This is a genomic window from Streptomonospora litoralis (genome assembly GCF_004323735.1).
Taxonomy (GTDB): Bacteria; Actinomycetota; Actinomycetes; order Streptosporangiales; family Streptosporangiaceae; genus Streptomonospora; species Streptomonospora litoralis.
Genome location: NZ_CP036455.1, coordinates 858,779 through 883,804, shown reverse-complemented (window position 1 = coordinate 883,804; position 25,026 = coordinate 858,779). Strand labels below are relative to the sequence as shown.

24 protein-coding genes are annotated in these 25,026 nt (G+C 73.9%); 7 read left to right on the top strand and 17 right to left on the bottom strand.

Features of this window, described 5'->3' with window-relative positions; translation table 11 throughout:
- Positions 1-48 precede the first annotated feature (48 nt).
- Positions 49-714 carry a DUF6758 family protein gene (locus EKD16_RS03840; protein ID WP_131097126.1) on the bottom strand — a complete coding sequence of 222 codons (666 nt, stop codon included), beginning with the start codon at positions 712-714 and terminating at the stop codon, positions 49-51.
- A 947-nt stretch (positions 715-1,661) separates the two neighbouring features.
- Positions 1,662-2,981 carry a CPBP family intramembrane glutamic endopeptidase gene (locus EKD16_RS03835; RefSeq protein WP_131097125.1) on the bottom strand — a complete coding sequence of 440 codons (1,320 nt, stop codon included), beginning with the start codon at positions 2,979-2,981 and terminating at the stop codon, positions 1,662-1,664.
- Between the two features lie 507 nt (positions 2,982-3,488).
- Here EKD16_RS03835 and EKD16_RS03830 point away from each other — a divergent pair.
- Together EKD16_RS03830 and EKD16_RS03825 are read left to right on the top strand one after the other, a co-directional pair.
- Positions 3,489-4,628: an Mrp/NBP35 family ATP-binding protein gene (locus EKD16_RS03830; protein WP_131097124.1), complete on the top strand. Its 1,140-nt coding sequence runs from the start codon at positions 3,489-3,491 to the stop codon at positions 4,626-4,628.
- Positions 4,629-4,812: 184 nt separating this feature from the next.
- Positions 4,813-5,289, top strand: a complete 477-nt coding sequence (locus EKD16_RS03825) for a nucleoside deaminase (protein ID WP_131097123.1) — start codon at positions 4,813-4,815, stop codon at positions 5,287-5,289.
- Positions 5,290-5,558: 269 nt separating this feature from the next.
- On the opposite strand, the gene EKD16_RS03820 is transcribed toward EKD16_RS03825, so the two are convergent.
- The 4 genes from EKD16_RS03820 to sigE form a co-directional block, all read right to left on the bottom strand.
- Positions 5,559-6,647, bottom strand: coding sequence for a S1C family serine protease (locus EKD16_RS03820; protein WP_242677221.1), 1,089 nt, complete (start codon positions 6,645-6,647; stop codon positions 5,559-5,561).
- Positions 6,648-7,362: 715 nt separating this feature from the next.
- Positions 7,363-8,379, bottom strand: coding sequence for a sigma-E factor regulatory protein RseB domain-containing protein (locus tag EKD16_RS03815; RefSeq protein WP_165498486.1), 1,017 nt, complete (start codon positions 8,377-8,379; stop codon positions 7,363-7,365).
- Positions 8,380-8,504: 125 nt separating this feature from the next.
- A complete protein-coding gene (locus EKD16_RS03810) occupies positions 8,505-9,185 on the bottom strand; it encodes an anti-sigma factor family protein (RefSeq protein ID WP_131097121.1) in 681 nt (226 codons plus the stop codon).
- Between the two features lie 2 nt (positions 9,186-9,187).
- Entirely contained in the window at positions 9,188-9,799 is a 612-nt protein-coding gene (gene sigE / locus EKD16_RS03805; protein WP_131097120.1) for an RNA polymerase sigma factor SigE, read from the bottom strand.
- 368 nt (positions 9,800-10,167) lie between these two features.
- Between sigE and EKD16_RS03800 the strand changes: the two genes are divergently transcribed.
- Entirely contained in the window at positions 10,168-10,830 is a 663-nt protein-coding gene (locus EKD16_RS03800) for an O-methyltransferase (RefSeq protein ID WP_394347337.1), read from the top strand.
- Positions 10,831-10,856: 26 nt separating this feature from the next.
- Here the strand turns inward: EKD16_RS03800 and EKD16_RS03795 are convergent, their stop codons facing one another.
- On the bottom strand, positions 10,857-12,392 hold the full coding sequence (locus tag EKD16_RS03795) for a leucyl aminopeptidase (protein ID WP_131097119.1): 1,536 nt from the start codon (positions 12,390-12,392) through the stop codon (positions 10,857-10,859).
- 109 nt (positions 12,393-12,501) lie between these two features.
- Positions 12,502-12,669, bottom strand: a complete 168-nt coding sequence (locus tag EKD16_RS03790; protein WP_084722758.1) for a DUF3117 domain-containing protein — start codon at positions 12,667-12,669, stop codon at positions 12,502-12,504.
- Positions 12,670-13,047: 378 nt separating this feature from the next.
- Here EKD16_RS03790 and EKD16_RS03785 point away from each other — a divergent pair, with 378 nt between their 5' ends.
- Positions 13,048-13,809 (top strand): enoyl-CoA hydratase-related protein, encoded by a 762-nt coding sequence (locus EKD16_RS03785; protein WP_242677383.1) that lies wholly within the window; start codon positions 13,048-13,050, stop codon positions 13,807-13,809.
- Positions 13,810-13,860: 51 nt separating this feature from the next.
- Here the strand turns inward: EKD16_RS03785 and EKD16_RS26310 are convergent, their stop codons facing one another.
- The 4 genes from EKD16_RS26310 to EKD16_RS26580 all read right to left on the bottom strand — a co-directional run bounded on the left by EKD16_RS26310 (position 13,861) and on the right by EKD16_RS26580 (position 18,255).
- Entirely contained in the window at positions 13,861-15,675 is a 1,815-nt protein-coding gene (locus EKD16_RS26310) for a serine/threonine-protein kinase (RefSeq protein WP_278248926.1), read from the bottom strand.
- A gap of 60 nt (positions 15,676-15,735) precedes the next feature.
- Positions 15,736-16,326 (bottom strand): hypothetical protein, encoded by a 591-nt coding sequence (locus tag EKD16_RS03775; protein ID WP_131097117.1) that lies wholly within the window; start codon positions 16,324-16,326, stop codon positions 15,736-15,738.
- A 589-nt stretch (positions 16,327-16,915) separates the two neighbouring features.
- On the bottom strand, positions 16,916-17,506 hold the full coding sequence (locus EKD16_RS03770) for a DNA-3-methyladenine glycosylase I (RefSeq protein ID WP_131097116.1): 591 nt from the start codon (positions 17,504-17,506) through the stop codon (positions 16,916-16,918).
- Complete coding sequence (locus EKD16_RS26580) at positions 17,503-18,255, bottom strand: hypothetical protein (protein WP_394347306.1); 753 nt, start codon at positions 18,253-18,255, stop codon at positions 17,503-17,505. The genes EKD16_RS03770 and EKD16_RS26580 overlap by 4 nt, the downstream gene beginning before the upstream one ends.
- A gap of 79 nt (positions 18,256-18,334) precedes the next feature.
- Between EKD16_RS26580 and EKD16_RS03760 the strand changes: the two genes are divergently transcribed.
- Positions 18,335-18,691 (top strand): hypothetical protein, encoded by a 357-nt coding sequence (locus EKD16_RS03760; protein ID WP_165498485.1) that lies wholly within the window; start codon positions 18,335-18,337, stop codon positions 18,689-18,691.
- 19 nt (positions 18,692-18,710) lie between these two features.
- Here the strand turns inward: EKD16_RS03760 and EKD16_RS03755 are convergent, their stop codons facing one another.
- From EKD16_RS03755 to EKD16_RS03745, 3 genes are all read right to left on the bottom strand, one after another.
- Positions 18,711-19,526, bottom strand: a complete 816-nt coding sequence (locus tag EKD16_RS03755; RefSeq protein ID WP_131097115.1) for an LOG family protein — start codon at positions 19,524-19,526, stop codon at positions 18,711-18,713.
- A gap of 140 nt (positions 19,527-19,666) precedes the next feature.
- Positions 19,667-20,728, bottom strand: a complete 1,062-nt coding sequence (gene dapE, locus EKD16_RS03750) for a succinyl-diaminopimelate desuccinylase (RefSeq protein ID WP_131097114.1) — start codon at positions 20,726-20,728, stop codon at positions 19,667-19,669.
- A gap of 153 nt (positions 20,729-20,881) precedes the next feature.
- Complete coding sequence (locus EKD16_RS03745; protein ID WP_131097113.1) at positions 20,882-21,718, bottom strand: 2,3,4,5-tetrahydropyridine-2,6-dicarboxylate N-succinyltransferase; 837 nt, start codon at positions 21,716-21,718, stop codon at positions 20,882-20,884.
- A gap of 277 nt (positions 21,719-21,995) precedes the next feature.
- Here EKD16_RS03745 and EKD16_RS03740 point away from each other — a divergent pair, with 277 nt between their 5' ends.
- Positions 21,996-22,847, top strand: coding sequence for a hypothetical protein (locus EKD16_RS03740; RefSeq protein ID WP_131097112.1), 852 nt, complete (start codon positions 21,996-21,998; stop codon positions 22,845-22,847).
- 82 nt (positions 22,848-22,929) lie between these two features.
- On the opposite strand, the gene dapC is transcribed toward EKD16_RS03740, so the two are convergent.
- Positions 22,930-24,045: a succinyldiaminopimelate transaminase gene (dapC, locus tag EKD16_RS03735; RefSeq protein WP_131101977.1), complete on the bottom strand. Its 1,116-nt coding sequence runs from the start codon at positions 24,043-24,045 to the stop codon at positions 22,930-22,932.
- Between the two features lie 155 nt (positions 24,046-24,200).
- Positions 24,201-24,524, bottom strand: coding sequence for a ferredoxin (gene fdxA / locus EKD16_RS03730; RefSeq protein WP_131101975.1), 324 nt, complete (start codon positions 24,522-24,524; stop codon positions 24,201-24,203).
- A gap of 181 nt (positions 24,525-24,705) precedes the next feature.
- Here fdxA and EKD16_RS03725 point away from each other — a divergent pair, with 181 nt between their 5' ends.
- Entirely contained in the window at positions 24,706-24,969 is a 264-nt protein-coding gene (locus EKD16_RS03725) for a putative acetyltransferase (protein WP_131097111.1), read from the top strand.
- The last annotated feature ends 57 nt before the right edge of the window (positions 24,970-25,026 follow it).

The window sequence follows — 25,026 nt, the reverse complement described above, 5'->3', positions numbered from 1 at the left end:
TCCACGCGGGTGCGACCGTCCGCCGCGCCGGGCGAGGCAGGCGCCGGCTCAGTGCGCCGGCTTGAGCGCTGAGGCGAGGAACGGCGACGGCGCGCCGAAGGGCGGTTCGAGCACGGCACCGCCGTCTTGGCGGTCGCGGAGGTCGCGCAGGTCGCGCAGGTCGCTCAGCTCGGCGACGAGCACCGCGGTGTCGGCGGGGCTGAAGACCAGCCACAGCCAGTCGGCCATGGCCTCACCCGCGTAGGCAGCGCACCGGTCGCCGGTGTCGACGCGCCACAGTGCGATGTCGTGGCCGTTGTAGCGGAGCTTGGTGTCGGGCGGGCCGGAGCCGAAGCCGCTGCCGGGATCGGGGCCGTCCAGCCCGGCCAGCCGCGCGCCCAAGCCGATCCCGGGGTCCTCGGCGACGAACGCCATCTCGCCGACGCCGCCCAGCGGAGCCGGCCCGGAGAGGGCGACGGCGCCGGCGAGCGCGCCGCTGCGGTCGTCACCGGCATCGGCGAATCCGGTCACGAGCCACCCCGCGGGAAGCGGCCAGGGCAACCACACCGGCACCTGGGTGATGCCGAGCAGGACCTCCAGCGAGGCCTCAGCCGGCGGGCGTACGGGGTTCAGCGGGGCGATGGGCCCGTGCGCGTCGCACTGCCACGCGCTCGACCACAAACCCGGCGGTTGGACGGCGCGTCCGCAGCGGGGGCAGGACGGATCCGACTTCATGCTGCCGGGAGACTACCCGTACACACGCTGCGGAAACACGTTGCGGAGGCGGCCACCGACCCGTGCGGCTCGGGTCTGCAGGGACGGATTCGGCGCCGAATCTCACCCTGGAGACAGACTCGACGCGTCTACCGTGAACTTATGGTCGCAGGAAAGCGCATTCCGCGGCCATAAGTTCACGATCATCGCCGGATGGACCGGCATACCGGACACACCGGCAGCGGTGGGCCGGCTGAGTGTCGCCGTGTTCCGGCCGGGCCCGCACCGGCCGGAGGCCGCGCCGCGGGGCGCGGTCGCGGGCACCCGCGCGGCCCGGGGGTGCGCCGGATCGGGGGCCCGGGGGCGACGACACGTCGCTCGTGGCGCCCGGGCGCGACCGCCGGGGGCCCCACCCCCCGATGGGGTGGGCTTTTGCGGACCGATGCCCGTTTTGCGGGCGACCCCGGCGGACGCAGCAGCCACGAGGCGCACGAAAAGTCGACGCCGGGGGCGGTTTTCGCGCCATACGGCGCACCTCGTGCGCCACCGCCGCCGGGAGCCCCGCATCAGACCCGCGCCGACAACCGAGCGGCGGCCCCCGGGTCTCGACCATCCGCGGCCAGGGGCCGGTGACCGCCGCCCCGACCACCGCAGGAACGGCCCCGCCGGCGTCGCCGCCGCCCCCGCCGACCACCGCCACCGGCGAGCACCCGACCCGGTGACCGCAGGCCAGCCATCCGCCGCCCTCGCCGCCGCTTTCCAGTTAAGACCACCCGCCACCCGGCAGACCAACAAGGCCGCACAGCAGACCGCAGCCGCCGATCCGCCGCACGCGCCACCGACGAGCACCCGACCCGGTGACCGCAGGCCCAGCCATCCGCCGCCCTCGCCGCCGCTTTTCAGTCAAGACCACCCGCCACCCGACAGACCAACAAGGCCGCACAGCAGACCGGCGTTCTAAAACACACCTAGCCGTAGGGTCCGGGTGCACCGCCACGGCCGGGCGGCGGGGGCTGCCCTCCGCGCTGCGGTCCCGGCGCCGCCCACGGCGCGGCGGCGCCGGGGTCGTCGGGACGGTGCGCCGGGTCGCCGGACGGATACCGCCACTGGTCGGGTGCCTGGTCGGCGGGGCTGTCGGGAGCCCACCGCCCGGGGTGCTCCTGGCGCCACCGGCCGCCCTCAGCCTGGGCGGTCCACTCGGGGAGCGCGGCCGCGGCCCCCGCTGTGTCCGGCTCGCCGTCGCTTTCGGCGACACTGCGGCGTACACCCGTCCGCCGGGCCAGCCACACCACCGCCGCGCAGTAGACGGCGACCTCGACCGATGTGCTGACCACCCCCTGCCAGGAGCCGCCTCCGGTGGCGACCCGGTCGAGAGTGCCCTCGTAGGCGCTGATGGTGAAAGCCACCAGGTTGTGCAGTACGTGCAGGCCCAGCGCGGCCTCCAGGCCGCCGGTGAACCACGTCAGCCAGGCCATGGCGATACCGAACACCGCCACATCCAGCAGGCCCCAGCCGAAGTAGTCGTGCAGAAGGGTGAACACGGTTCCGCTGATGACGATCGCCAGCACGGGGGTGCGCAGGAACCGGGAGACCGCACCGGCTCCGCGGCGCTCGCCGGGCCCGGCGCCCAGCGAACCCACCGACTGCATCAGAAAGCCCCGCAGCGCGATCTCCTCGGCGGAGGCCTGGAACGGCACGAGCAGCACGATCAGCCCGACGGCGAGCGCGAAGTTTTCGCCGCCGGCGAACTCGCCGACGAAGGCGGTTTCCGGAGCCGTCAATCTCGTCAGGCCGAACAGCACCGCGAAGGAGCAGATCAGGGCGGGCAGGGTCAGCACGGCGCAGTACGCCAGCCACCGCAGCCGCAGCCGCCCGGCCACCGAGAACACGGTGCCCGTCGGCCTGCGCTGGATCAGCCAGGCGATCCCCAGGACGATCGGCGCCATCGTCGCGATGACGACGAGCTGGAAGGCGAGATTGGCCACCGGCTCGGCGAACATGTCGTCGCCGGTCCCCTGTATGCCGTTGACCACCGCCACCACGACCGCGGCCATGCCCATCAGCAGTTGCACGACCAGGATCGCCGCCACGGCGGTGACGACCGCGAGCGGCGGCATCCACCAGCGGTGGCGCCGGGTGCGGGCCAGGCGGTGATAGGGGACCCCGGCCGGCGGGCGGGCGACACCGGTCGGCTCGGGGCCGCGGCGCGGCTGGGCGGGCGGCGGCCACGCCCACGCCCCGTCGCGTTGGGTATCGGTCCGGCTCGCCGCCGGCGGCCACGCCCACACCTGCTCATGCTGGTCGGCCGACCGGTCCGGACCGAGGGGCCCCTGCGGTTCAGACGACCAGGATGAGCCGGGCGGCGGCGGCGAGTTTCTCATCGTTTGCCGAGAGTACTATCCGCCGTTGTATTGGCCGCGTTAAGAACGCACCGCCACCGAGCGGTTACACCGCGCTGAGCTGGGATGTCGCCGACCGCAGGATGCCCGCCGCCGGGTGGCGCGGGCGGCGTTCGGGAGCGGGCCGCCGAAGACCGCGCCGACCGGTTCGGGGTGCAGCGGCATAGTGACCTCGCCGACTTCATATAGCGGAAGCCGGTCCGGTTACCGGCTGGTACTCCGGATACATGGAGGGTGATTTCACTCACAACGCAGACGATCGCGCAGCCGCTCGCAGCGCTCTTTGGTCGCGAATCGCGCCGCGCGGGGCCGCCGCCGGGCACCGGACGCGCCGCGCAGCCCACTCGCCCGCCGCGGAGGTCCGCTGTCCTGGACCTCCTTGCATACCATGGAGTCATGTCCTCCACACCCACCACCGAGCAGGTGAACGCGGCTCTGGCGACCGTCCAGGACCCCGAGATCCACCGCCCCATCACCGATCTCGACATGGTCAAAAGCGTCGAGATCGCCGAGGGCGGTGTCGTGCATGTCGGCATCTACCTCACGGTGGCCGGTTGCCCGATGAAGGGACGGATCGAGAGCGACGTCACCAACGCCGTCTCCAAGGTCGACGGCGTCACCCGGGTGACCGTCGAACTCGACGTCATGAGCGACGAACAGCGCAAGGCCCTCCAATCCAAGCTGCGCGGCGGGCAGGCCGAGAAGGAGATCCCCTTCGCCAAGCCCAGCTCGCTGACCAAGGTCTACGCGGTGGCCTCCGGCAAGGGCGGCGTCGGCAAATCGTCGGTGACCGTGAACCTCGCCGCGGCGATGGCCGAGGCCGGGCACAAGGTCGGCGTGGTCGACGCCGACATCTACGGGCACTCCGTGCCGCGGATGCTGGGGATCTCGGCCCACCCCACCAAGGTCGAGGACATGATCCTGCCGCCCGTGGCCCACGACATCAAGGTCATCTCGGTAGGCATGTTCACCCAGGGCAACCAGCCCGTGGTGTGGCGCGGCCCGATGCTGCACCGCGCGCTGCAGCAGTTCCTCTCCGACGTTTTCTGGGGCGACCTCGACGTGCTCCTGATGGACCTGCCTCCCGGAACGGGCGATATCGCCATCTCGGTCGCCCAGCTGCTGCCCGGCGCCGAGATCCTGGTGGTGACCACACCGCAGCAGGCCGCCGCCGAGGTCGCCGAGCGGGCCGGGGCCATCTCCGCGCAGACCCACCAGCGGGTCGCCGGCGTCATCGAGAACATGTCCTACTACGTCGCGCCCGGCAGCGACGAGCGCACCTACCTCTTCGGCGAGGGCGGCGGCCAGGTCGTCGCCGACGGCCTGACCAAGGCCCTGGGTGCGCAGGTGCCCCTGCTGGGCCAGGTGCCGCTGGACATGCGGCTGCGCGAGGGCGGCGACGAGGGCCAGCCGCTCGTGCTCAGCGAGCCCAACACCGAGGTTTCCCAGATCCTCGGCGGCATCGCCGGCAACCTCGTCGGCAAGCCGCGCGGGCTCTCGGGCATGCAGCTCGGCATCAGCCCCGTCAGCGGGTAGGAGCCGCCGCAACCTTCGTAGGGGGCCGCCGCCGAACGGCGGCCCCGACCGGCCTCCCTCCCCCGCGCGGCGCCGCCCCGTGGACACGCTGCCCACCGGATAGCATCGGGTTCGCCGGCGGTCGCGCCGGCCGGGACCGGGCGGCCGCGGGGCCCGAAACGCCCGAAACGCGCCCGGAGGAGCCATGCCCGCACCCCAGGAGGACCCCGACCGGTTCCGGCGGTGGCTGGAGGTGGCCGCAGCCGAGGCGCGGTCCGGTTTCGACGAGGGCGGGATCCCCATCGGCGCCGCGCTGATCGGCAGCGGCGGCGAGGTTTTGGGCCGCGGGCGCAACCGCCGCGTCCAGGACGGCGACCCGTCGGTGCACGCCGAGACCGCGGCGTTCCGCGACGCCGGCCGCCAGCGCGGCTACGCCGGAACCACCATGGTCACCACGCTCTCGCCGTGCTGGTACTGCAGCGGGCTGGTGCGCCAGTTCGCCATCCCGCGGGTGGTCGTCGGTGAGTCGCGGACCTTCACCGGCGGCCACGACTGGCTGGCCGAGCACGGCGTAGAGGTCGTGGTGCTCGACGACCCCGGCTGCGCGGCGATGATGGCGGAGTTCATCGCCCAGCGCCCCGAACTGTGGCACGAGGACATCGGCGAGGAGCCGACGGGCTGACGCGGCGCCGAGACCGTTCCTGGAGCCACTCTCGGCGCGGCGTCGGGCGACCCGCATGCGGGCACCGTGTCCCGTGGACGCGGGCCCGGCCATCCACCGCCCTCGGCGCCGCCTTCCTTCCAGACAACCCGCCGCCCGGCAGACCACAGGGCCTCCACAAGGCCGCACAGCCCACCCGAGCCGCCTGCCCAGCGGCGGCCGCGGTCTCCCCGGCCCTGCCCGGGCGTCACTTCCAGCTCCGGCGTCGGCCCGGCCCCGGCAAGCGGCGCCTATTCCAACGTGACGTCGGTGGTGCGGCCTTCGCCGTCGCGCTGGAACACGACCTCGACCCGGTCGCCGGATTCGTACTGCTCCAGCAGCCGGGTCAGGGTGTCGGCGTCGGGGACGTCGCGGCCGTCGAAGCCGATGATGACGTCGCCCGGCTGCAGACCGGCCTGGTCGGCGGGTCCGCCGGGCTCCACGGCCGAACCGCCGGCCTCCCCGTCGGAGGCGATGCGCGCGCCCTGGTCGTACTCCGAATCCAGCACCAGGCCCAAGGCGGCACCCTCCGCCTGCGGGCTGCCCGATGCTCCGGCGCCGCCGAGGATGTCGTCGACGGCCCGCTCGACCTCCGCCGAAGGGATGGCGAAGCCCAGGCCGATGCTGCCGCCCTGGCCGCCCGCGGCGCCGCCCAGGGTGGCGATCGCGGTGTTGACGCCGATCACCCGGCCCTGCGCGTCGACCAGCGGACCGCCGGAGTTGCCGGGGTTGATCGCGGCGTCGGTCTGCAGCGCGCTGATGGCCGCCCCTTGGCCGGAGGAGTCGTCGCCCAGGCTCACGTCTCGGTCCACGGCGCTGATGATGCCCGTGGTCACGGTGCCCGCCAGGCCCAGCGGCGCGCCGATGGCGATGACCTGGTCTCCGACGGTGACCTGCGCGGAGTCTCCGAACTCCAGTGCCTGGACGTCGAGGGGGTCGTCCAGCTCCAGCACCGCCAGATCCGAGTCGGGCCGGGTGCCCACCACGCTTGCGCCGCTGGTCCGGCCGTTGCTGTAGACGACCTCCATGTCGCCCGCCTGCAGCGCCGAGGCCACGTGGTTGTTGGTGACGACGCGGTCGTTCTCGATGACGAAGCCCGAGCCGTTGCCGCTGAGGGTCGAGCCCGCGTCCTGGATGGAGACCACGCTCGGACTGACGCGCTGGGCGACGCCGGCGACGGTGTCGGGCGCGCGGCTGGGGGCGTCGGAGGGCAGTTCGGTGTTCAACTGCGGCGAGGGACGGTCCCGGGGTTCCGGGGCGCTCTGCACTCCCAGCGAACCGCCGACGACACCGCCGACACCCGCGGAGCCCGCCGACACCACCACGACGACGAGCACCACCGCCCACAGCGGCAGGCCGCGGCGCCGCTTCGGCGGCGGTGGCGGCGGGAACCCGGGGGCGCCGTAGTGGCCGCCGCCCGGCCCGCCCGGACCAGGGGGGCCTGGCGGCCCCGGCGGTAGGGGGCCCGCGCCGCCGGGCGGCGGTCCGCCGGCGTTGGAGAACCCCGTGTGGTGCGCGTGCTGGGGCGAGCCGGGCGGCGGCCCGCCGACTGCGTGGGCCCATCGGCCGGCATCGGGGGCTGCGTCGGACTGGGCGGCCCACGACGGAGCGCCCCCGGCCGGGCCCGGGCCTCCCGGTGGAGCGGGCGGCCCCATGGGGACGCCGGGGGCGCGGCTGCCGCCCTCCGGCCGAGGCCAGGAAGCGGCGCCCTGCCGGGGCTCCTGTGACGGCGGTTGCTGCGGCGGCGGCGCGGCCCCCTGCTCGGCCCCGCTCGGATCCGGCGGCTGCACGGCGCCCGGTCGGCCCTCCTCCGCCGGCGGGTGCGGCTCGGGCCGGGGCCGATCCGCTCCGTCGTCGGGGTTCGGGGGTCCGGTGTCGTCCGTCATCCAGCTCTCCGTCCGTCGCCGCCGGGTCGATTCTGGAGCAGCCCGCATAAACCGGCCGTTAGGACCGGGAATCTCCACCGGCGGACCCTATGTCCCGATGGATGTTCCACCGCCGATCAGCGCCCGCATCGGGGCGTCCCAGACCCGTCGTGGTCCCGGTCGGCCCCTGTCAGCCGGTCGCCGCAGCGGTGAGGTGCTCCACCCCGCGCAGCACCCGCTCCCAGAAGTCCGGACGCTCCGCGGTCGGGAACCCCGCGACCGCCGCGGCGAGGAGGCCGGGCGGCGCCTGGCCCATCGCCGTGTAGACGAAGCCCTCGGAGTCCCACATCAGGCGCTGCCCCGCTGCGGCGGCACCGTCGCCCTGTACGACTTTCGCCGCCCCCGTACCGGTTCCCTCGGATTCGTCGGCCAGTCTGCCGCGCTGGACGAAGACCGAGACCACCGAGAGCCCGTCGGAGTAGGCCAGGTGCACGATGCGGCCGCCTTCCGCCTGCTTGGCCCAGGCCCGGATCAGCCGCAGGTCCCACGCGGGCTGCTCGGGGATGTGCCAGCCGCGCTCGCGCAGCCGCGCCAGCTCCGCGCCGGAAAGCTCGTCGGACCAGGGACGCGCCCGCACGCGGTGCTCGGGCAGCGGGCCCGGGTCACGGCGCACGCGGAACTCGACGAATTCGCCCGCGTGCACGAGCCGCCCCGAAGGGCCGCGGACCCACTTCCGCAACGGCAGCCCGGTGCGCTTGTCGATCCACAGCCGGCCCGCGGCGGTGCCGTCGGCGCGGCGCACCTCCAGCACGTCCGTGGAGCGCCCGCACACCCGGGCCTCGCCGACACGGGTCACCCGGTAGTTGGCGGCCAGTCGATCCAGCAGCAGTTCGTCGACCTTCATCAGCAGCGGTGTCTGCCCGACCACCAGCCCCTCGGCCGGCTGCGCGCCGCCGGCGTAGCGGTAGCCGGTGGCCTCGCCGGCACGGTGCACCACCTCGACCAGCCGTGACCCGGTGCCCCCGGCTCCCCGGCCCTGCGCAGTGACCCGCTGCACGCCTTCGAAGGAGACTTCGCGGACGGACTCCGCCGCGCGGCGCAGCAGCCCCATGCCGTCGTCGTCGCCGGGCGCCGGGACCTCGCCCGCTTGCGCCGGGATCGAGGCCGGCAGCAGCACCACGACCACCAGCGAGAGGGACAGCAGCACCAACGGCATCCGAACGGGGAAACCGACGGCGCGCGGCGTCCGGGGCGGGGTGGGGCGTGGGCGGCGGGCGGACTCGGCGGCGCGGAGCGATCGCGGGGAGGGGGGCGGCTGGCGGCGCGCGGCGCTCACCGCGGCCCGGACGCCGGCGCGGTGGCCTCCACCACGGTGCCGACCTCCGGGAACCGGCCTTCGGGAGCGGGCACGGTGACCTGGCGCGAGGTCACCGCGTGCTCGACTGCGTAGTCGTCGACCGGTGGGCTGACCACCGGCGGGGCCTCGGAGTCGCCGCCGGCGACGAAAGCCGTGCCCAGTGCGACGGCCAGCACCGAGGCGCCGGCGACCGCGTAGCGCGTGCGCTCCCAGCGCGGACGCAGCACCGACAGCGGCCGTGCGGCGCGGGCCGCCGGCCCGGCCCGGCCCGAGCGGGACCGCGAGCTCGCGGCGGGCTCGGCCACCGCCAGGGCGCTGTCACCGCCGGGGACATGGGGCAGGCCGCCGCCGATGGGGCGGCTGGAGCCCAGCGGCGGTATGGAGCCGAATCCGCCGGGACCAGCGGGGCCGCCGGCGTGCGGACCCTGGTCGGGAGGCTCCGTGGACGCCCCGCTGAGAGACGAGAGGCGGCCCATGAAGTCGGTGGAGGGCTCGGGGGAGTCGAGGCCGTGCAGGCGCCGCTTCAGGCCGCGCATCATCTCGGCTTCGAACCGGCAGTTCTCGCAGGCGGCCAGGTGCCGCAGCGCCCGGTCGCGCTCGGTGTGGCCGAGCTCGCCGTCGACCAGAGCGGACAGGCGCTCTCCCAAGTGGTCCATGTTCACTCCACCTCCCCGATGCCCGTGTTCGCGCCGCCCGGGACGCCGAAGTCGGCGTGCTCCTGGGCGGCCAGGCGCCGCCGGTGCTCCAGGGCCTTGCGCAGCTGGGCGCGCCCCCGATGGATCCTGCTGCGCACGGTACCGAGCTTGACGCCCAGCGTAGCGGCGATCTCCTCATAGGACAGGCCCTCGATGTCGCACAGCACGACCGGTGCGCGGAACTCCGCCGGCAGGTCGTCGAGCGCCGCCTGGATGTCGGCGTCGAAGTGGCGCTCCTCGAACGATTGCGCGGGTGTGGGCTCGCGCCCCTGGAGGCGGTCGTCCGCGTTGTCGGAGAACCCTTCGAACCGGATGCGGGCCTTGCGCCGAGCCGTGTCGAGGAAGAGGTTGGTCGTGATGCGGTGCAGCCAGCCCTCGAAGGTTCCGGGGGTGTAGTTGGCCAGCGACCGGAACACCCGGATGAAAACCTCCTGGGTGAGGTCCTCCGCGTCGTGCTTGTTGCCGGTCAGCCGGTAGGCCAACCGGTACACCCGGGCCGAGTGGTTGCGCACGACCTCGTCCCAGCTCGGCGGCTCCCACTGCTCGAAGTCCACGGCAGCGTCGGAGTCTGCCACCGCCACTCCCTTCGGATCGCGTGCACGCCCGGGAGGCGGCTCGCCGCCCCAGGGATCGCCGAGGCCGGCCGCGAGGGGGCCGCCGACGCTCGGACACGAAAAGTCCTTACCCACTTTGCAACGCCGCGAAGGGGCGATTAAGTTCCCGGGGCCGCGAACACGCCCGCAACCCCCTCGGCAGGCTAGTCTGTGCCTGGAACCCGGCAACCGGGTGAGCGCGCGGACACGAAGAGTCACCGCCGGTGGCACCCGCGTGTTCCGCGGTCCCACACCTCGGCGCACGCCGCGTCCGCCATCCGGCCGAACCTGGCCCGCCGCGGGCCCGCGCGGCGGAGGCAGCCGAGCACGTCACACGCGGGGAGGCCGTCATCGCCAGCCGAGACGACACACTGGCCCACACTCTGGCCCACATCGAGCAGTACGCCGTCGAGGACGCCACGCTGACCTCGGCGCGCCGGACCGGGCAGCGGGCCGAGTCCTCTCCCATCAGCGCCGCGGGCGGAGCGGCGCTGCGCTTCCTGGCCGCGTCGATCGGCGCCCGCGCTGTGGTGGAGGTGGGGACCGGATGCGGCAGTTCGGGCATCTGGCTGCTGCGCGGCATGCGCGCGGAGTCCGTGCTGACCAGCGTCGACATCGAACCCGAATACCAGGAGCTGGCACGCGCCGCCTACCGCGACGCCGGCTTCCCCGCGAACCGGGTGCGGCTGATCCTGGGGCGCGGGCTGCACGTGCTGCCGCGGCTGACCGACGCGGCCTACGACATGGTCTTCGTGGACGCCGAGACCGCCGCCTATCCGGCCTACCTCGCCGAGGCGCTGCGCCTGCTGAGAACGGGCGGGATCGTGGTCTTCAACAACGCTCTGGAGGCCGCCACCAGTTCCGACGGCCCGCTGAGCGCACCCGAACCCGGCACCGCGGCGGTGCGCGAGGCCGCCCGACTCGTCCGCGACGACGAGGAGCTGGTCCCGCTGCTGCTGCCCGTCGGCGAGGGCCTCCTCGCGGCGATCCGCGAGGAGGCCCCGAGGGACTGAACGCCCGCAGGCGGAACCGAAGCCGACTACGCGGCCCCGCCGCCGACCACGGGTTCGCCGCCGGAGAGCCAGTGCAGCAGCAGGCGGGTGGAGAACGCGGTGCCGCCCTTGCTCAACACGCCCTCGTCGCTGCTGGAACGCCCCGGACCGGCGATGTCCAGGTGGGCCCACGGCAGCCCGCCGGTGAACTCCCGCAGGAACAGCGCCGCCTCGGTGGCGCCGGGACGCCCGAAGTCGCCGTTGCCGACGTTGGCCAGATCGGCCACCCGCGAGTCCAGCACCTCGCGGTACTCCTCGGTCAGCGGCAGCCGCCACACCGGCTCACCGGAGCGCTCCGCCGCCTCGGCCAGCGCCCCGGCAAGGGACTCGTCGCTGCTGTAGAGAGCGCCCGTGCCGGTGCCCAGCGCCACCTTCGCCGCTCCGGTCAGGGTTGCGACGTCGACGAGCGCGTCGGGAGCCAACCGCGCAGCGGCGTAGCCGAACGCGTCGGCCATGACCAGCCGCCCCTCGGCATCGGTGTTCAACACCTCGATCGTTCGCCCGTCATAGGCGGTGATCACGTCGCCGGGCCGCACAGCGGAGCCGGAGACGGAGTTCTCGGCGATGGGGAGCAGTGCGGTGACGGCGACCTCGGTGCCGAGCCCGGCCAGCGCCGACATCGCGCCGAGCACCACCGCCGCCCCGCTCATGTCGGTCTTCATCAGCTTCATGTTGTCGTTGGGCTTCAGCGACAACCCGCCGGTATCGAAGGTGATGCCCTTGCCGACGAGGACGACGTGGCCTGCGGGGTTCTCCGGTCGGTAGTCCAGGCGCACCAGCCGCGGCGGGCGGTCCGAGCCCGCCCCGACGGCGAGTATCGCGCCGAAGCCGTCGCGCTTGAGCGCGGCCTCGTCCCAGACCTCGGACTCCAACCCCGCCGTCGACGCGGTCTGCACGGCGCGCGCGGCCAGCCAGGCCGGGTCCTTCTCCAGCGAGGGCGTGTTGATCAGGTCCCGAGCCAGCCCCGTCGCCTGTGCCACGGTCTCGCCGCGGGCGACCGCCGCGGCCGCCGTCTGCGAGGTGGCGCCGACCAGTTCGAGCGCCTGCAGCGGCTCGGCGCCCGCAGGGGCGGAGGCCAGACTGAACCGGTAGGAGGCCAGCAGCGCGCCCTCGGCGAACGCCGCCAGCCCGGCGCCGCCGCCCTCGCTCGCCTTTTCCAGTAGGGCGACGCCGGTCGCCGCGGTGGTGCGGCCCTTGGCGGCGCGGACCAGTGCCGCACCGGCCTTCCGGAGGTCGCCGGGGGTGGCGTCGCCTACTCCGAGCAGCACGACACGCACCAGCCCCGCACCCAGGTCGGCGGGGAACTGCGCGACCTCACCGGGGTTGCCGGTCAGCTCGTAGTGCGCGACGAGCGCGGCGACAGGCGCCGGCAGCCGCGCGTCCAGCTCCGCGGGATCGAGGCCCGCGCCCGCGGTGGCCGCGATCGGCGCCTCGTCGCCGCGGGAGACTGGGAGCGCCACCAGATCGGCGGCGGAGTCGGTGAGGGAGCCCGGAACCGGGCGGATCTCCGTAGCGATGGGCAACGGATGCTCGCAATCGTGGGATGGGATCTCGGTGGAGCCGCTGCCCGCCCCGAGGTGGCTGCGGCACGCGTTCGGCGGCTGTCGGGGCGGCCGCCGGGTGCGTCCGGCTTCAGCCGACGACGCCGTCGAGGGCCTCCTTGAGCTCGGCGGCCTCGTCCGGCGTGAGCTCGACGACGAGCCGCCCGCCGCCCTCCAGCGGGACCCGCATGATGATGCCGCGGCCTTCCTTGGTGACCTCCATGGGACCATCACCGGTCCTCGGCTTCATCGCCGCCATGCCGTATCCCCTTTCATAGGAAAACTGCAGTGCCTGGGCCGCTCCGGCGGAGGCGCCCCTACCACGGGGCGGCCGGTCCGGGGTCGCGCCTCATCCGCGTGACTCAGGGAATGAATCACTGTTCTGCCATTATCTCGGTTTTGGGAGCCGATTGGGAACGATCGGACAGCGTCGGGGCCATCGGTCCCGAAGAATCCGAACAGTAAGGTTATAGCCGCAGCGCACTTTCGCGGTCGCGGGGACCGCGCCAGCAGCCGATCAGACCGGGAGTACCGCTTGTCCGAGTCAGACACCGCAGGCACCGCCGACAGCCGGGACACCGCAGGCAACGGGGACAGCGGCGCGGAAAGCGCCGAGGACACCGCCGTCGGGTACGAACTGGCCGACGGGGTCGCCACTATCCGGCTGAACCGGCCGGATGCGCTGAACTCCCTGACCGTGGAGACCAAGGAGGCCCTGCTGGCGGCCATCGAGCGCGCCAAGGGCGACACCCGCGCCCGCGCCGTGCTGCTGACCGGCAGCGGCAAGGCGTTCTCCGCCGGGCAGGACCTCCGCGAGCACGCGGAGAACCTCAATGAGGGCCGCGGCCTCGACCGCACCGTCCGGGACCACTACAACCCCATCATCCTGGGCCTGGTGCGGATGCCCAAGCCGGTGGTGGCCGCGGTCAACGGCACGGCCGCGGGCGCCGGCGCCTCGATCGCCCTCGCCTGCGACCTGCGCGTGGCCGCGGAGCGGGCGTCGTTCCTGATGGCCTTCGCCAACGTCGGCCTCGGCGCGGACTCGGGGGCGTCGTGGACGCTGCCGCGCCTGGTCGGCCACGCCCGGGCGATGGAAATGCTGATGCTGGCCGAGCCCGTGCCGGCCGCGCGCGCCCTGGAGATCGGACTGGTCAGCAAGGTGGTGCCGGACGCCGAACTGGAGGACTCCGCACGGGAGCTGGCGGTACGCCTGGCGCAAGGGCCGACGGTGGCCTACGCGGCCATCAAGGCCGAGCTGACGTTCGGGTCCGGGCTGGACCTGGTCAACGCCCTGGAAATGGAGGCGGGCCTGCAGGACCAGTGCGCCGAGACCGCCGACCATCTCAACGCCACCCTGGCCTTCCTGAACAAGGAGCAACCCGACTTCGAGGGCCACTAGCCGCACCCGCCGGCGGGGGTCGCGGGCGTCGCGGCGGGCATCGGCGGGCTCTCAGCCCAGGATGCCGGCGATGACGACGCCTACCACGATCACCACGAGGAGCGAGGCGCCGACGACGATTCCGATGATGACACCGGCCCCGCTGCCCTTCGACGCAGGCGACGCAGGCGCGGCCCCGGAAGCGGGCGGCTGCCGGCCCCAGGCGCCCGCGGGCGGGCCGCCCTGCGGCGCCGCAGGGGTCGCCCCGTAGGGTGCGGGCTGCTGCGGTCCCGGGACTCCCGGTGCTGGGCCGTAGGGCGCTCCGGGTCCCGGCTGCACCTTCCCCTGTTCCGGGCCGTAGGGCGGCTGCGGACCCGACGGCGGAGCACCCGGCCCCGGACCGTACGGCGACTGCGGACCCGAGGGGCCATAAGGCTGCTGCCCACCCGTCGGCCCCGCCCCCGCGGGCCCACCGTAGGGCGACGGCTGCTGCGGACCCGGGCCGCCGGAGCCGTAGGGGCCCGGCCCAGCCTGCGCAGCATCCGGCCCCGGACCGTACGGCGGTTGCGGACCCGACGGCGGAGCACCCGGCCCCGGACCGTACGGCGACTGCGGACCCGAGGGGCCATAAGGCTGCTGCCCGCCCGTCGGCCCCGCCCCGGCGGGCCCACCGTAGGGCGACGGCTGCTGCGGACCCGATTGCGGATGCGCGCCCGGTGGAACCCAGGCGGAACCGCCGGCGGAGGCCGGATCCGCACCCGGCTGCACGGCGCCCGGCGGCGGTCCGGAAGACGCCGCGGCCGGCGGGGTCTGCGGCCCGCTGGACGCGGCGGTACCGGGTCCGGCACCCGTGTCGTAGCGCGGCCCCGAGCCTGCTGGGGGCGGCGTGAGGGGCGGGAAGGAGCGGAACAGGCCGTCGTCGCCCGCCGCCTCCTGCGCCAGGCTTTCGCGCAGTCCGGCCGCGGTGCCCTCGGGCGCCGCGGCCGCCGCACCGGCCGCAAGTGTGTGGATCGGCAGGGCCCCCGGCTCGTCGGTCTCCTCGGCCTGCGCCGGGGCGCCGCCGCCGGGCTCGGGCATCGCGACGCCCAGAACGCCCATCAGCGTCTCGGCCGCCGAAGGCCGCTGGTCGGGGTCCTTGGACAGGCAGCGCGACGCGATGTCGCGGAGTCGGCCGTCCAGCGCGCCCAGGTCCGGGGGCTCGGCGGAGACGTTGTGCAGGACCTCGTGCAGCGAGTCCTGGCCGAAGGGCCCCCACCCGTTGGCCGCGAAGGCGATGGTGGAGCCCCACGAGAACAGGTCGACCGCGGGACCCAGGGGCCGGCCGGCGATCTGCTCGGGGGCCATGTAGGCGGGAGTGCCCGCGATCTGGCTGGTGAGGATGGCGGTACCCTCCAGCGCGCGGGCGATGCCGAAGTCGATGACCCGGGGGCCGTCGTGCCCCATGAGCACGTTGCCCGGCTTGAAGTCGCGGTGCACGATCCCCGCCTGGTGGATGGCCGCCAGAGCGGTCAGGGTGCCCACGGCCAACCGCTCCAGCGCGGCCCCGCTCATCGGGCCGTCGCGCCGGACCACCTCGCGCAGGGTGGGGCCCTCGATGTACTCGCTGACGACATAGGGCGGTTCGGCGTCGATGTCGGCGGCCAGCACCTGGGCGGTGCAGAACCGCGCCACCCGCCGCGCGGTCTCGACCTCCTCGGAGAGCTGACGGCGCAGACCCGCGGCGTCGATGCCGTCGGCGTGCAGGGTCTTGACCGCGACGGGCGCGCCGTCGGTGTCGTCGCGCCCCAGGTAGACCACGCCTTGGCCGCCCTGCCCCAGCCGGGCGCTCAGCGCGTAGCCGCCGATGCTCCGGGGATCGTCGTCGGTCAGGGGCTGGGTTCCGGTCATCTTCCCTCCACGGGCCCTGTACCGCGCGCTGCGGGCACGCGGGCGTCGGCGGCGCCCACCCTAGCGGAGAGTTCCGGTGGAGGTCATCGGCACGCCTTCGTGGGAGACGGCGCTCCAGCGGGCGTGCAGCGTGCCGGCGGAGTCACCGCTGTCGAGGACCAGCTCCGACTCGTCCACGCACCGCTCATCCGGATCGTAGGTCTCGACGTAGTCGAAGGTGAGCCGGTCGCCCCGGCGCTCGGTCAGGTCCAGGCTGCCGCGGCAGTCGAGGGTGTACCACTCGGAGACGCCGCGCTCCTCGCCCTGTTCCAGCTTGACCTCGGCACCCCAGTCGACGATGTGCTCGCCCTCCTCGTTGAACTGGCTCATCTCGCCCCGCCATGTACCGGCGTAGGACTCGGGCACGGCCGGCCCGTCGGCGGTGGCGGCCTGGTCGCGCTGCAGCACCCACACAGCGGCCGTTCCGATTCCCGCGCCCAGCACGACCACGGCGACGATCCCTGCGACGAGGCTCTTGCGTCGCTTGGCACTGTGCCGGTTGGACCGGGGCGGCGGCCACAGGGACATCTGCCGGATCGGCGAGCCGCCACCGGAACCGGCGCCGTCCTGCTCGCCGTCGCTCGGCGCGGCGGCACCGGGGACGTCGCTCACCGCCGGCCTCCGGGCAGGGTCCGGCCGGGGGCGTTGGCTGTGATCATGGCTTCGACCTCCAAGGCGAACAGGTGCAGGTGTCCGTTCGCGGCTTCAGCGTCAGAGAATAAGCGACGCATTCGGCCACCGCCTCCGACAAAGGGTGATGAAGTACACACGATGTCGTATCAGCCCCAGAACAGCCGAAGCCATACATGTCCCGACAGCGAAGATCGGGGCTCGGCGGCATCGCGTGGAGATGCAGGGGTGGACGGCGCGCTCGGACTGCACCGCGGGTGGGGTTCCGCGCGGCCGGCGCCGCGGCCAGGCGCGGAAAGAGGGGGTAGCGGCGCGGTCTCCACCGCGCCTTAGGGCAGGAGCCTACAACCATCGGGCCGGTGGTGGGCGCCGCGACGGCGGCGTAACGCACAAACGGGTCGTCGCGCCCGTACGGCACATGCTTTCGGCCGCCCGGCCGCGGGCGGACGGGTCCGACTCCGCCGGGGCGGGGCGTGAAGCCGCCGCGACCACCCGTGAGGGCGCCGGCGGGGAGTCGAACCGGGGCGGCCCCCTTCGCCGCCGTCGCCCGTTTCCAGGGCGGACATCGGCCTCACTCGTGCGGTCGTGTGCGGCGGAAGCAGTCGCCGAGATGGTCGTCGACCACCCCGGCGGCCTGCATGGTCGCATAGGCGGTGGTGGGGCCGACGAACTTGAAGCCGTGCCGCTTCAGCGCCTTGGCCAGGGCGGCGCTCTCCGGGGTCGACGGCGGAACGTCGTCGACCTTCTCGGGCACCCGGTGGTCGGCGGGCGCGTGATCCCACACCAGCGCGGCGAGCCCGCCGGGCAGCTCCAGGGCGGCGCGGGCGTTGTTGATCACGGCCTGGATCTTGGGCCTGCTGCGGATCAGCCGCGCGTCGCCGAGCAGGCGCTCGACGTCGGCCTCGCCGTAGCGGGCGATGGCAGCGGGGTCGAACCCGGCGAAGACCTCGCGCAGCGCGGGCCGCTTGCGCAGCACGGTCAACCACGACAGGCCCGCTTGGAAGCCCTCCAGGCAGACGCGCTCGAACATGGCGTCGTCGCCGGTGATCGCCACGCCCCACTCGGTGTCGTGGTAGTACAGCAGGTCCTCGCCGCCCAGCGCCCAGTGGCAGCGGCGCAGTCCGTCCGGGCCCTGCCGGGCGGTCGCCTCGTCGCCGGTCACGACGTGTCGCTCTGCGGCGAGACCGCGCCGGGCGCGGACGGTTTCCGCCCGGATTCGGCGTTCTCCTCCGACGCGCGCTCGGTGCCCTCGGCGGTCGGCTCGGCGGCCTCGGCGGCTTTGTGCTGTGCACCCGTGTCCCGGCCACCGGTACCCGCGCCGGAGCCCGTCGTATCCTGCTCCCGCGCGCCGGACTCGCGGGCACCGCTGTCTTCGGCGCCGTCGCGCGGGGACTCCGCCGAGCGCTCGGTGCCCGCCGGCGCCGGGGTGCGGGCGTGGGCGCCCGTCCGCGGCGCGGCGCCGCCGCGCGCCCCGCCGGGCGGAGGAGCCGGCGCAGTCGGTGCACTCGCGGCGCCCGCGGAGTTCGCCGCGTGCGCTCCGCCCAGCACCGCGGTGGCGGCGGTTCCCGAGTCCGATCCCGCGGCCTGCGCCGGGGACGGCGGAACCGGGCGGCCGGCTTCGGAGAGTCGCCGCTCCAAGTCGGCGATACGCGCGTCGCGCTCGGACAGCGCGCCCACGACCCGCCGCAGCACGTCGTCGACGGCGCGCACGTGATAGCCCCACAGCGACAGCGGAAGCAGCACCCGGCCGACGTCCGATCCGGACAGCGGGCGGTCGGCGGGGAGGTCCAACGGCGGGTGGTCGGCCTCGAAGCGCGCCAGCTCACCGCCCTTCCCCATGACCACGAACGCCACGCCGGCGAGCGCGGCCACCGCGGCGAGGGCGATCAGGACGAGGATGATCGGAGACATTAGGCTCAATGGTGCCACAGCCCGGGAGCGTCGGCGGCGGCGCAGACCCGGCGGGGCAGGCTATGGCGGAGGGGACCGTATGACACAGGACGGTGCGGGTCGCTGCCGGATCGTGGAGCTGGCGGCGGTCGTGGAGGGCGCCGACGACCTCGGCTACCGGCCCGCCCCCGAGCACGTGCGGGAACTCGCCGAGCAGGGGCGCACCGTGCTGGTCCGATGCGCGCCGCCACGCACCGCCGAGGACGGCGGAGCAGTCCCACGCGGCCGGGGCGCGCACGGTGCCGCTGCGGCCGTGGCGCTGGCGTCGGTCTACGCGTGGCTGGGTGCGCGGGTGTTCGCGACCGAGCACGCCGACGCCGTGCGCCAGGCCGTCGACATGGTCGCCTCCGTGCAGGGGCGGCGGCCGCCGGCGGTGGCGCGGCGCGGTCTCGCCTGAGCGAGGGGCCGCGCCGGGCTCAGGAGTCCGACGCGCGTTCGGCGGCCTGCAGGTCGGCGGCCTCGTCGGCCACCCGGCCCGCCTCGAACTCGCGCCGGGCCAGGTCGACGTGGGACTTGCGGATGATGTCGACGACCTCGTCGGCGTCGTCGGTCAGGTGCATCAGGTCCGGATCGTCCGGGGAGATGGTGCCCTCTTCGAGCAGGCTGTCGCGGATCCAGTCGCGCAGCCCCTTCCAGAAGCGCGATCCGACCAGCACCACCGGGAACCGGGTGACCTTGCCGGTCTGCACCAGGGTGATCGCCTCGAACAGCTCGTCCATCGTGCCGAACCCGCCGGGCAGCACCACGAACGCCTGGGAGTACTTCACGAACATGGTCTTGCGCACGAAGAAGTACCGGAAGGTGACACCGATGTCGATGTGGTCGTTCAGGCTCTGCTCGAACGGCAGCTCGATGCCGAGCCCGATCGAGGTGCCGCCCGCTTCTTGAGCGCCGCGGTTGGCCGCCTCCATCAGCCCGGGGCCGCCGCCGGTGATGACGGTGTAGCCGGAGGTGGCCAGCTTGCCGCCGATCTCCTGGCTCAGTTCGTAGTGGGGGGTGCCGGGTTTGCTGCGCGCCGAACCGAAGACGCTGACCGCGTGGCCGACCTCCGACAGCAGACCGAAGCCCTCGACGAACTCCGACTGGATGCGCAGCACCCGCCAGGGGTCGGTGTGCACCCAGTCGGCCGGGCCACGGCTTTCCAGGAGGCGCTGGTCGGTGGTCGTCGCCGGTATGGCGTCGCCGCGGTAGGTAAGCGGCCCCGCGCTGCGGGTCTTCCGAGAATCCTTCATGCACCAACGCTATCCGGATCCACGCGGCGCCATGCTGAATCCCAGACCACACGCGAGCGGCCGAGAACGGACGATCCACGCAGGCCCGCCGGGTGGCCGGCGGCCACCCGGCGCACGGCCGGGGTCGGCCGCCCGACTTCTCAGGCCCCGGCCAGCCAGGCCGTCATGCGCTCCTCGGCCAGTGCGACGGCCTCCAGCGACACCGACTCCTCCCGGGTGTGGGCGAGGGTGGGATCGCCCGGGCCGTAGTTGACCGCCGGGACGCCCAGCTCCGCCATCCTGGCGACGTCCGTCCAGCCGAGCTTGGCGCGGACCTCGCCGTCGCCCACCGCCGAGACGAACTCGGCGGCCGCCGGGTCCTCCAGCCCCGGCCGCGCCGGCGGTGCGGAGTCGGTGACCCGCACGTCGAACCCCTCGAACAGCTCCCGCAGGTGCTGCTCGGCGTCGACGGAGGTGATGTCGGGTGCGAACCGGTAGTTCACGGTGACCGTGCACTCGTCGGGGATGACGTTGCCCGCCACGCCGCCGGAGACGAAAACGGCGTTGAGGCCCTCGTGGTACTGCAGGCCGTCGACGACCGGCTGGCGGGGCGTGTAGTCGCGCAGTACGTCCAGGATGCGCCCGGCGCCGTGGATGGCGTTGCTGCCCATCCATGCGCGTGCGCTGTGCGCCCGCTCGCCGCGGGCGATGACCTCCACCCGCATCGTGCCCTGGCAGCCGCCCTCGATGACGCCGCCGGTGGGCTCCAGCAGCACGGCGAAATCGCCCCACAACCGGTCGGGGCGGTTGCGGGCGAGCCGCCGCAGCCCGTTGCGCTCCGCGTCGACCTCCTCGCAGTCGTAGAAGACGAAGGTCAGGTCGTGCACGGGCTCGCGCACCGAGGCGGCGAGCTTGAGCTGGACGGCGACGCCGCTCTTCATGTCGGAGGCTCCGCAGCCGTAGAGCCGCCCGTCCGCCGTGCGGGAGGGGACGTTTCCGACGATGGGCACCGTGTCGATGTGCCCGGCGAGCACGACGCGCCGACGGCGTCCCAGCTCGGTACGGGCGATGATCGCGTCACCGTCGCGCTCGACGGCCAGGTGCGGCTGGGCGCTCAGGGCGTGCTCGACGGCGTCGGCGAGGACGCGCTCACCGCCGCTGACGGACTCGGTGTCGACGAGGACGGCCGTGAGTGCGCGGACGTCCGCGGTCAGATCCAGCATGTCGGCTGCTTTCGGGTCGGTTCGGGGTCGGGGCGGAGCAGAGCGCGGCGCCCGCTGCCGTCCGCGCCGCGTGCGCGACGCGCGCGCCGCCTTCGGCCCCTGCCGCGCCCGGCCGCGCAGGTGAGAGCGCGGCGCGGGCGCCCGGCGGAAGCCTCAGGCGTTGACGCCATGCTCCCGCAGCAGCTCGTTCAGCGCGAGCTTGTCGTGCTCCTGGCCTGCCTCCAGCCGCTTCAGCACGAGCAGGCAGGGCATGCCGAAGTCGCCGCCGGGGAAGCTCTTGACCCGGTTGGCCGTGACGCACACCGACCATGCGGGCGCCTCGCCACGCGCCAGCTCCTCGCCGGACTCGGCGTCGAATACGCGGGTGGAGGAGGTCAGGATGGTGCCGGCGCCGAGCTTGGCGCCGGTGCGCACGCGGGCGCCCTCGACGACCATGCTGCGCGAGCCGAGGAAGGCGCCGTCCTCGATGACGACCGGCGACGCCTGCGGCGGCTCCAGCACCCCGCCGACCCCGGCGCCGCCGGAGAGGTGCACGTTCTCGCCGACCTGGGCGCAGGAGCCCACCGTCGCCCAGGTGTCGACCATGGTGCCCGAGCCCACCCAGGCGCCGAAGTTGGTGAAGGAGGGCATCAGCACCACGCCGGGGGCCAGGTAGGAGCCCCAGCGGGCGATGGCGCCGGGCACCACGCGCACCCCGTCGAGCCGGGTCTTGAGCGGAATGCGGTCGTGGTACTGGAAGTCGCCCACAGCCGCCTCCTGCATCGCCAGGACGCGGAAACTGAGCAGGATGGCGCGCTTGGCGCGCTCGTCGACGACGACTTCGTCGGTGGCGTCGTCGACGAAGGCGACCCGGGCCTTGCCGGCGTCGAGCTCGTCGACCGCGCCCACGATCACCTCGCGGGCCTCGGTGTGGTCGGGGGTCAGTTCCATACGGCGCTCCCAGAGGGTGTCGAGCTCCTCGGGAAGCGGACTGGTGAACGAGGTGGTCATGGGCACGGAGCCTACCGGGATCGGCCGCGCTCGCCGCAACGCGGCGTGCGCCGCCCGCCGCATACGGCGGCCGGGGAGGCCGCGGCCGCACCGTAGGGCCCGATATGCCCGGACGGTGGTGACCGGTCCGTGTTCACTTCGACGCCTTACCATGCGAACAGACCCCGGCCCGCCGGCGCTGCCCTCATGCGCCGCCGCGGGCACCGCAAGGGGCCGATCCTGTCAGCTGAGGCGCGCTGCCGCGGTGCCGCGCGCCCCCGATCCCTACGGTCTGCCTGTGCCCAGAAAGCCCCGAAGAGTCTCCGCCTTCTTCAAGATCCTCCTCGCCCTGACGCTGGTCTGCGGCGCGCTGGTCGGCGGCGGGTACTACGTCCTCACCTCGGTGCAGCCGCTGAATCTGGCCGAGCCCGAGCCGACCGAGGCGTGCACGTTCTCCGCCGACGGAGACACCGACTCCCTCGACCCCGCCCAGGCCGCCAACGCCGCGACCATCGCCGGGGTGGCCTTCGAACGCAACCTGCCCCAGCAGGCCGTGGTCATCGCCTACGCCACGGTCTGGCAGGAGTCGAAGTTCTACAACATCGAGTACGGCGACCGCGACTCCCTCGGGCTGTTCCAGCAGCGCCCGTCGCAGAAATGGGGCGAGCCCGACCAGCTGCTGGATCCCGTCTACTCCGCCGGCGCCTTCTACGAGAAGCTGACGGAGGTCCGGAGCTACACCGACAGGCCGGTCTACGAAGCCGCCCAGGCGGTGCAGCGCAGCGCCGACGGTTTCGCCTACGACCAGCACGTGCCGCTTTCCAAGGTGATGGCGACGGCCTTCACCGGGGAGTCGGGCCCCACCATGTCGTGCGTGCTACCCGACGGCGTGGGCGAGACCGATCTGCAGGCGGCCCGCGAGGAGATGGCCCGAGTCTTCGGCGCCGACCCCGCCGCGCTTCCGCCCGGCGGCGGCTACCGGACCGGGGACCTGGGCTGGGCCATGGCGCAGTGGGCGGTCGCCAACGCCCGGGAGTACGGGATCAGCTCGGTCACCTACCAGGACCAGCGCTGGCGGGCCGAGGTCGGCAAGAAGGGCTGGCAGACGGTGCCCGACGCCGCACCGCGCGGCGAGATCGTGCTGGAGTAGTCGCGTCGGCCGCACCTATCCGAATCCGGGGAGTGCGGCGGGTCGGGAGGGGCGGCGGCCGGATCGGCGGCCCGCCCGGCCCTCAGGCCGCCGCGCCCAGCCGCTTCACCGCCGCGTCCACCCGCTCGTCGGATGCGGTGAACGCCACTCGGACGTGGCGCGCCCCGCCGGGGCCGTAGAAGTCGCCCGGCGCCACCAGGATGCCGTGCCGGGCCAGCAGGGCCACCGCCTCCCACGCGTCGTGGTCCGGGTGGGCCGCCCACAGGTACAGCCCGGCCTGCGAATGGGTGACCTCCCATCCGGCGGCCTCCAGTGCGGTACGCAGCGCCGAGCGCCGGGCGCCGTAGCGGGCCTTCTGCTCGGCCGCGTGGTCGTCGTCGTCCAGGGCGGCGCGCATCGCCGCCTGGACCGGGCCGGGCACGATCATGCCCGCGTGCTTGCGCACCGCGAGCAGCTCGTCGATCAGCGCCTGGTCGCCGACCGCGAACGCGGCGCGGTAGCCGGCCAGGTTGGATCGCTTGGACAGCGAGTGCAGCGCCAGCAGTCCTTCGTGCGATCCGCCGCACACGTCGGGGTGCAGCACCGAGACGGGGGGCTCGCCCTCCCAACCCAGTTCGATGTAGCACTCGTCGGAGGCGACTACGGCGCCGCGCTCGCGCGCCCAGGCGACCACCTTGCGCAGGTGTTCGACGCCCAGCACCCGGCCGGTCGGGTTCGCCGGGGAATTGATCCACACCAGCCGCACCGGTGCGGGGCCCAGCGCGGTGAGGCCGTCGGAGGCGACCGGGTCGGCGCCCGCCATGCGGATGCCGACGTCGTAGGTGGGATAGGCCAGTTCGGGATAGACCACGGTGTCGCCGGCGCCCAGGCCGAGCAGGGTCGGCAGCCAGGCCACGAACTCCTTGGAGCCCACGGTCGGCAGCACCGCGGCCGGTTCGACGCGGACGCCGTGGCGGCGGGCCGACCAGTCGGCGGCGGCGGCGCGCAGTTCGGGCGTGCCGTAGGTGGCGGGGTAGCCGGGGCTGTCGGCGGCCGCGGCCAGGGCCTCGCGCACGGCCGCGGGCACCGAGTCCACCGGTGTGCCGACCGACAGGTCGACGGAGCCGTCGGGGTGCGCGGCGGCGGTCGCCTTGTGCGGGGCCAAGCGGTCCCACGGGAAGGTCGGCAGCCGGTCTGCCACGCGCCTGCGGTCGGCCATTGCGTCCATCCCTCGATCATCGCCGGTGCCCGGCGCGGCTCGGATCCTGCGACACGCACCTCGGCGGGCGGGCCCGGCGCGGTGGTCGCGCACCGGGCGGCCCGCCGTGCGCGCGGCCGCTCCGAACGCGCGCACGGTCCGGGGACCCGGGTCAGCTACCCCTCAGCTTGCGGGGGCAGCTTCGCGACCACGGGGTGGTCGGTGTCCAGCTGGCCGACCTTCGAGGCGCCTCCCGGGGAGCCGATTTCGTCGAAGAACTCCACGTTGGCCTTGTAGTACTCCGACCACTGCTCCGGAAGGTCGTCCTCGTAGTAGATGGCCTCCACAGGGCACACCGGCTCGCAGGCGCCGCAGTCGACGCACTCGTCCGGGTGGATGTAGAGCATGCGCTTGCCCTCGTAGATGCAGTCGACGGGGCATTCCTCGATGCATCCCTTGTCGAGCACATCGACGCAGGGCTGCGCGATGACGTAGGTCACGTCGTACTCCTCTTCGGTCTTCGCCACGTTGACCGCGCGTAAGTGTCTTCGCTGTCACATAGCCTGGGCGATGCCGGGGGTCTTGCGTCCGGCATGCGGATGCGCCCGGCACCTGACACACGATTCGCAGTCTCCAGTATTGCGCCCACTGGGCTTTTCAGCGTAATTGGGGGTCGCTCCCATGGGGTTGGCATCGCGCCTGAGCGCCGAACTGACGCCGGACCACATCGGTCGGCGCGCCACTGTACGGGTACGGCTGCCCGGCGGGGGCTTCCGGGATATCGTCGGAGTTCTGGAGTCCTGGCAGGACGGCCTGCTGCGGATGCGCCGACGCGACGGCACTGTGACAGAGGTCACAGCCGAGGACGTGGCGGGAAGCCGTATCGTGCCGCAGCAACCGCCGACACGCAGGCGGGGGTCCGAGGGCCCGCCGACGGACGGCTAGCCCGCCTAGCCCGCCGGCGAGCCGCACCGCACGCGGTACCGCACGGTGCCGACCCGC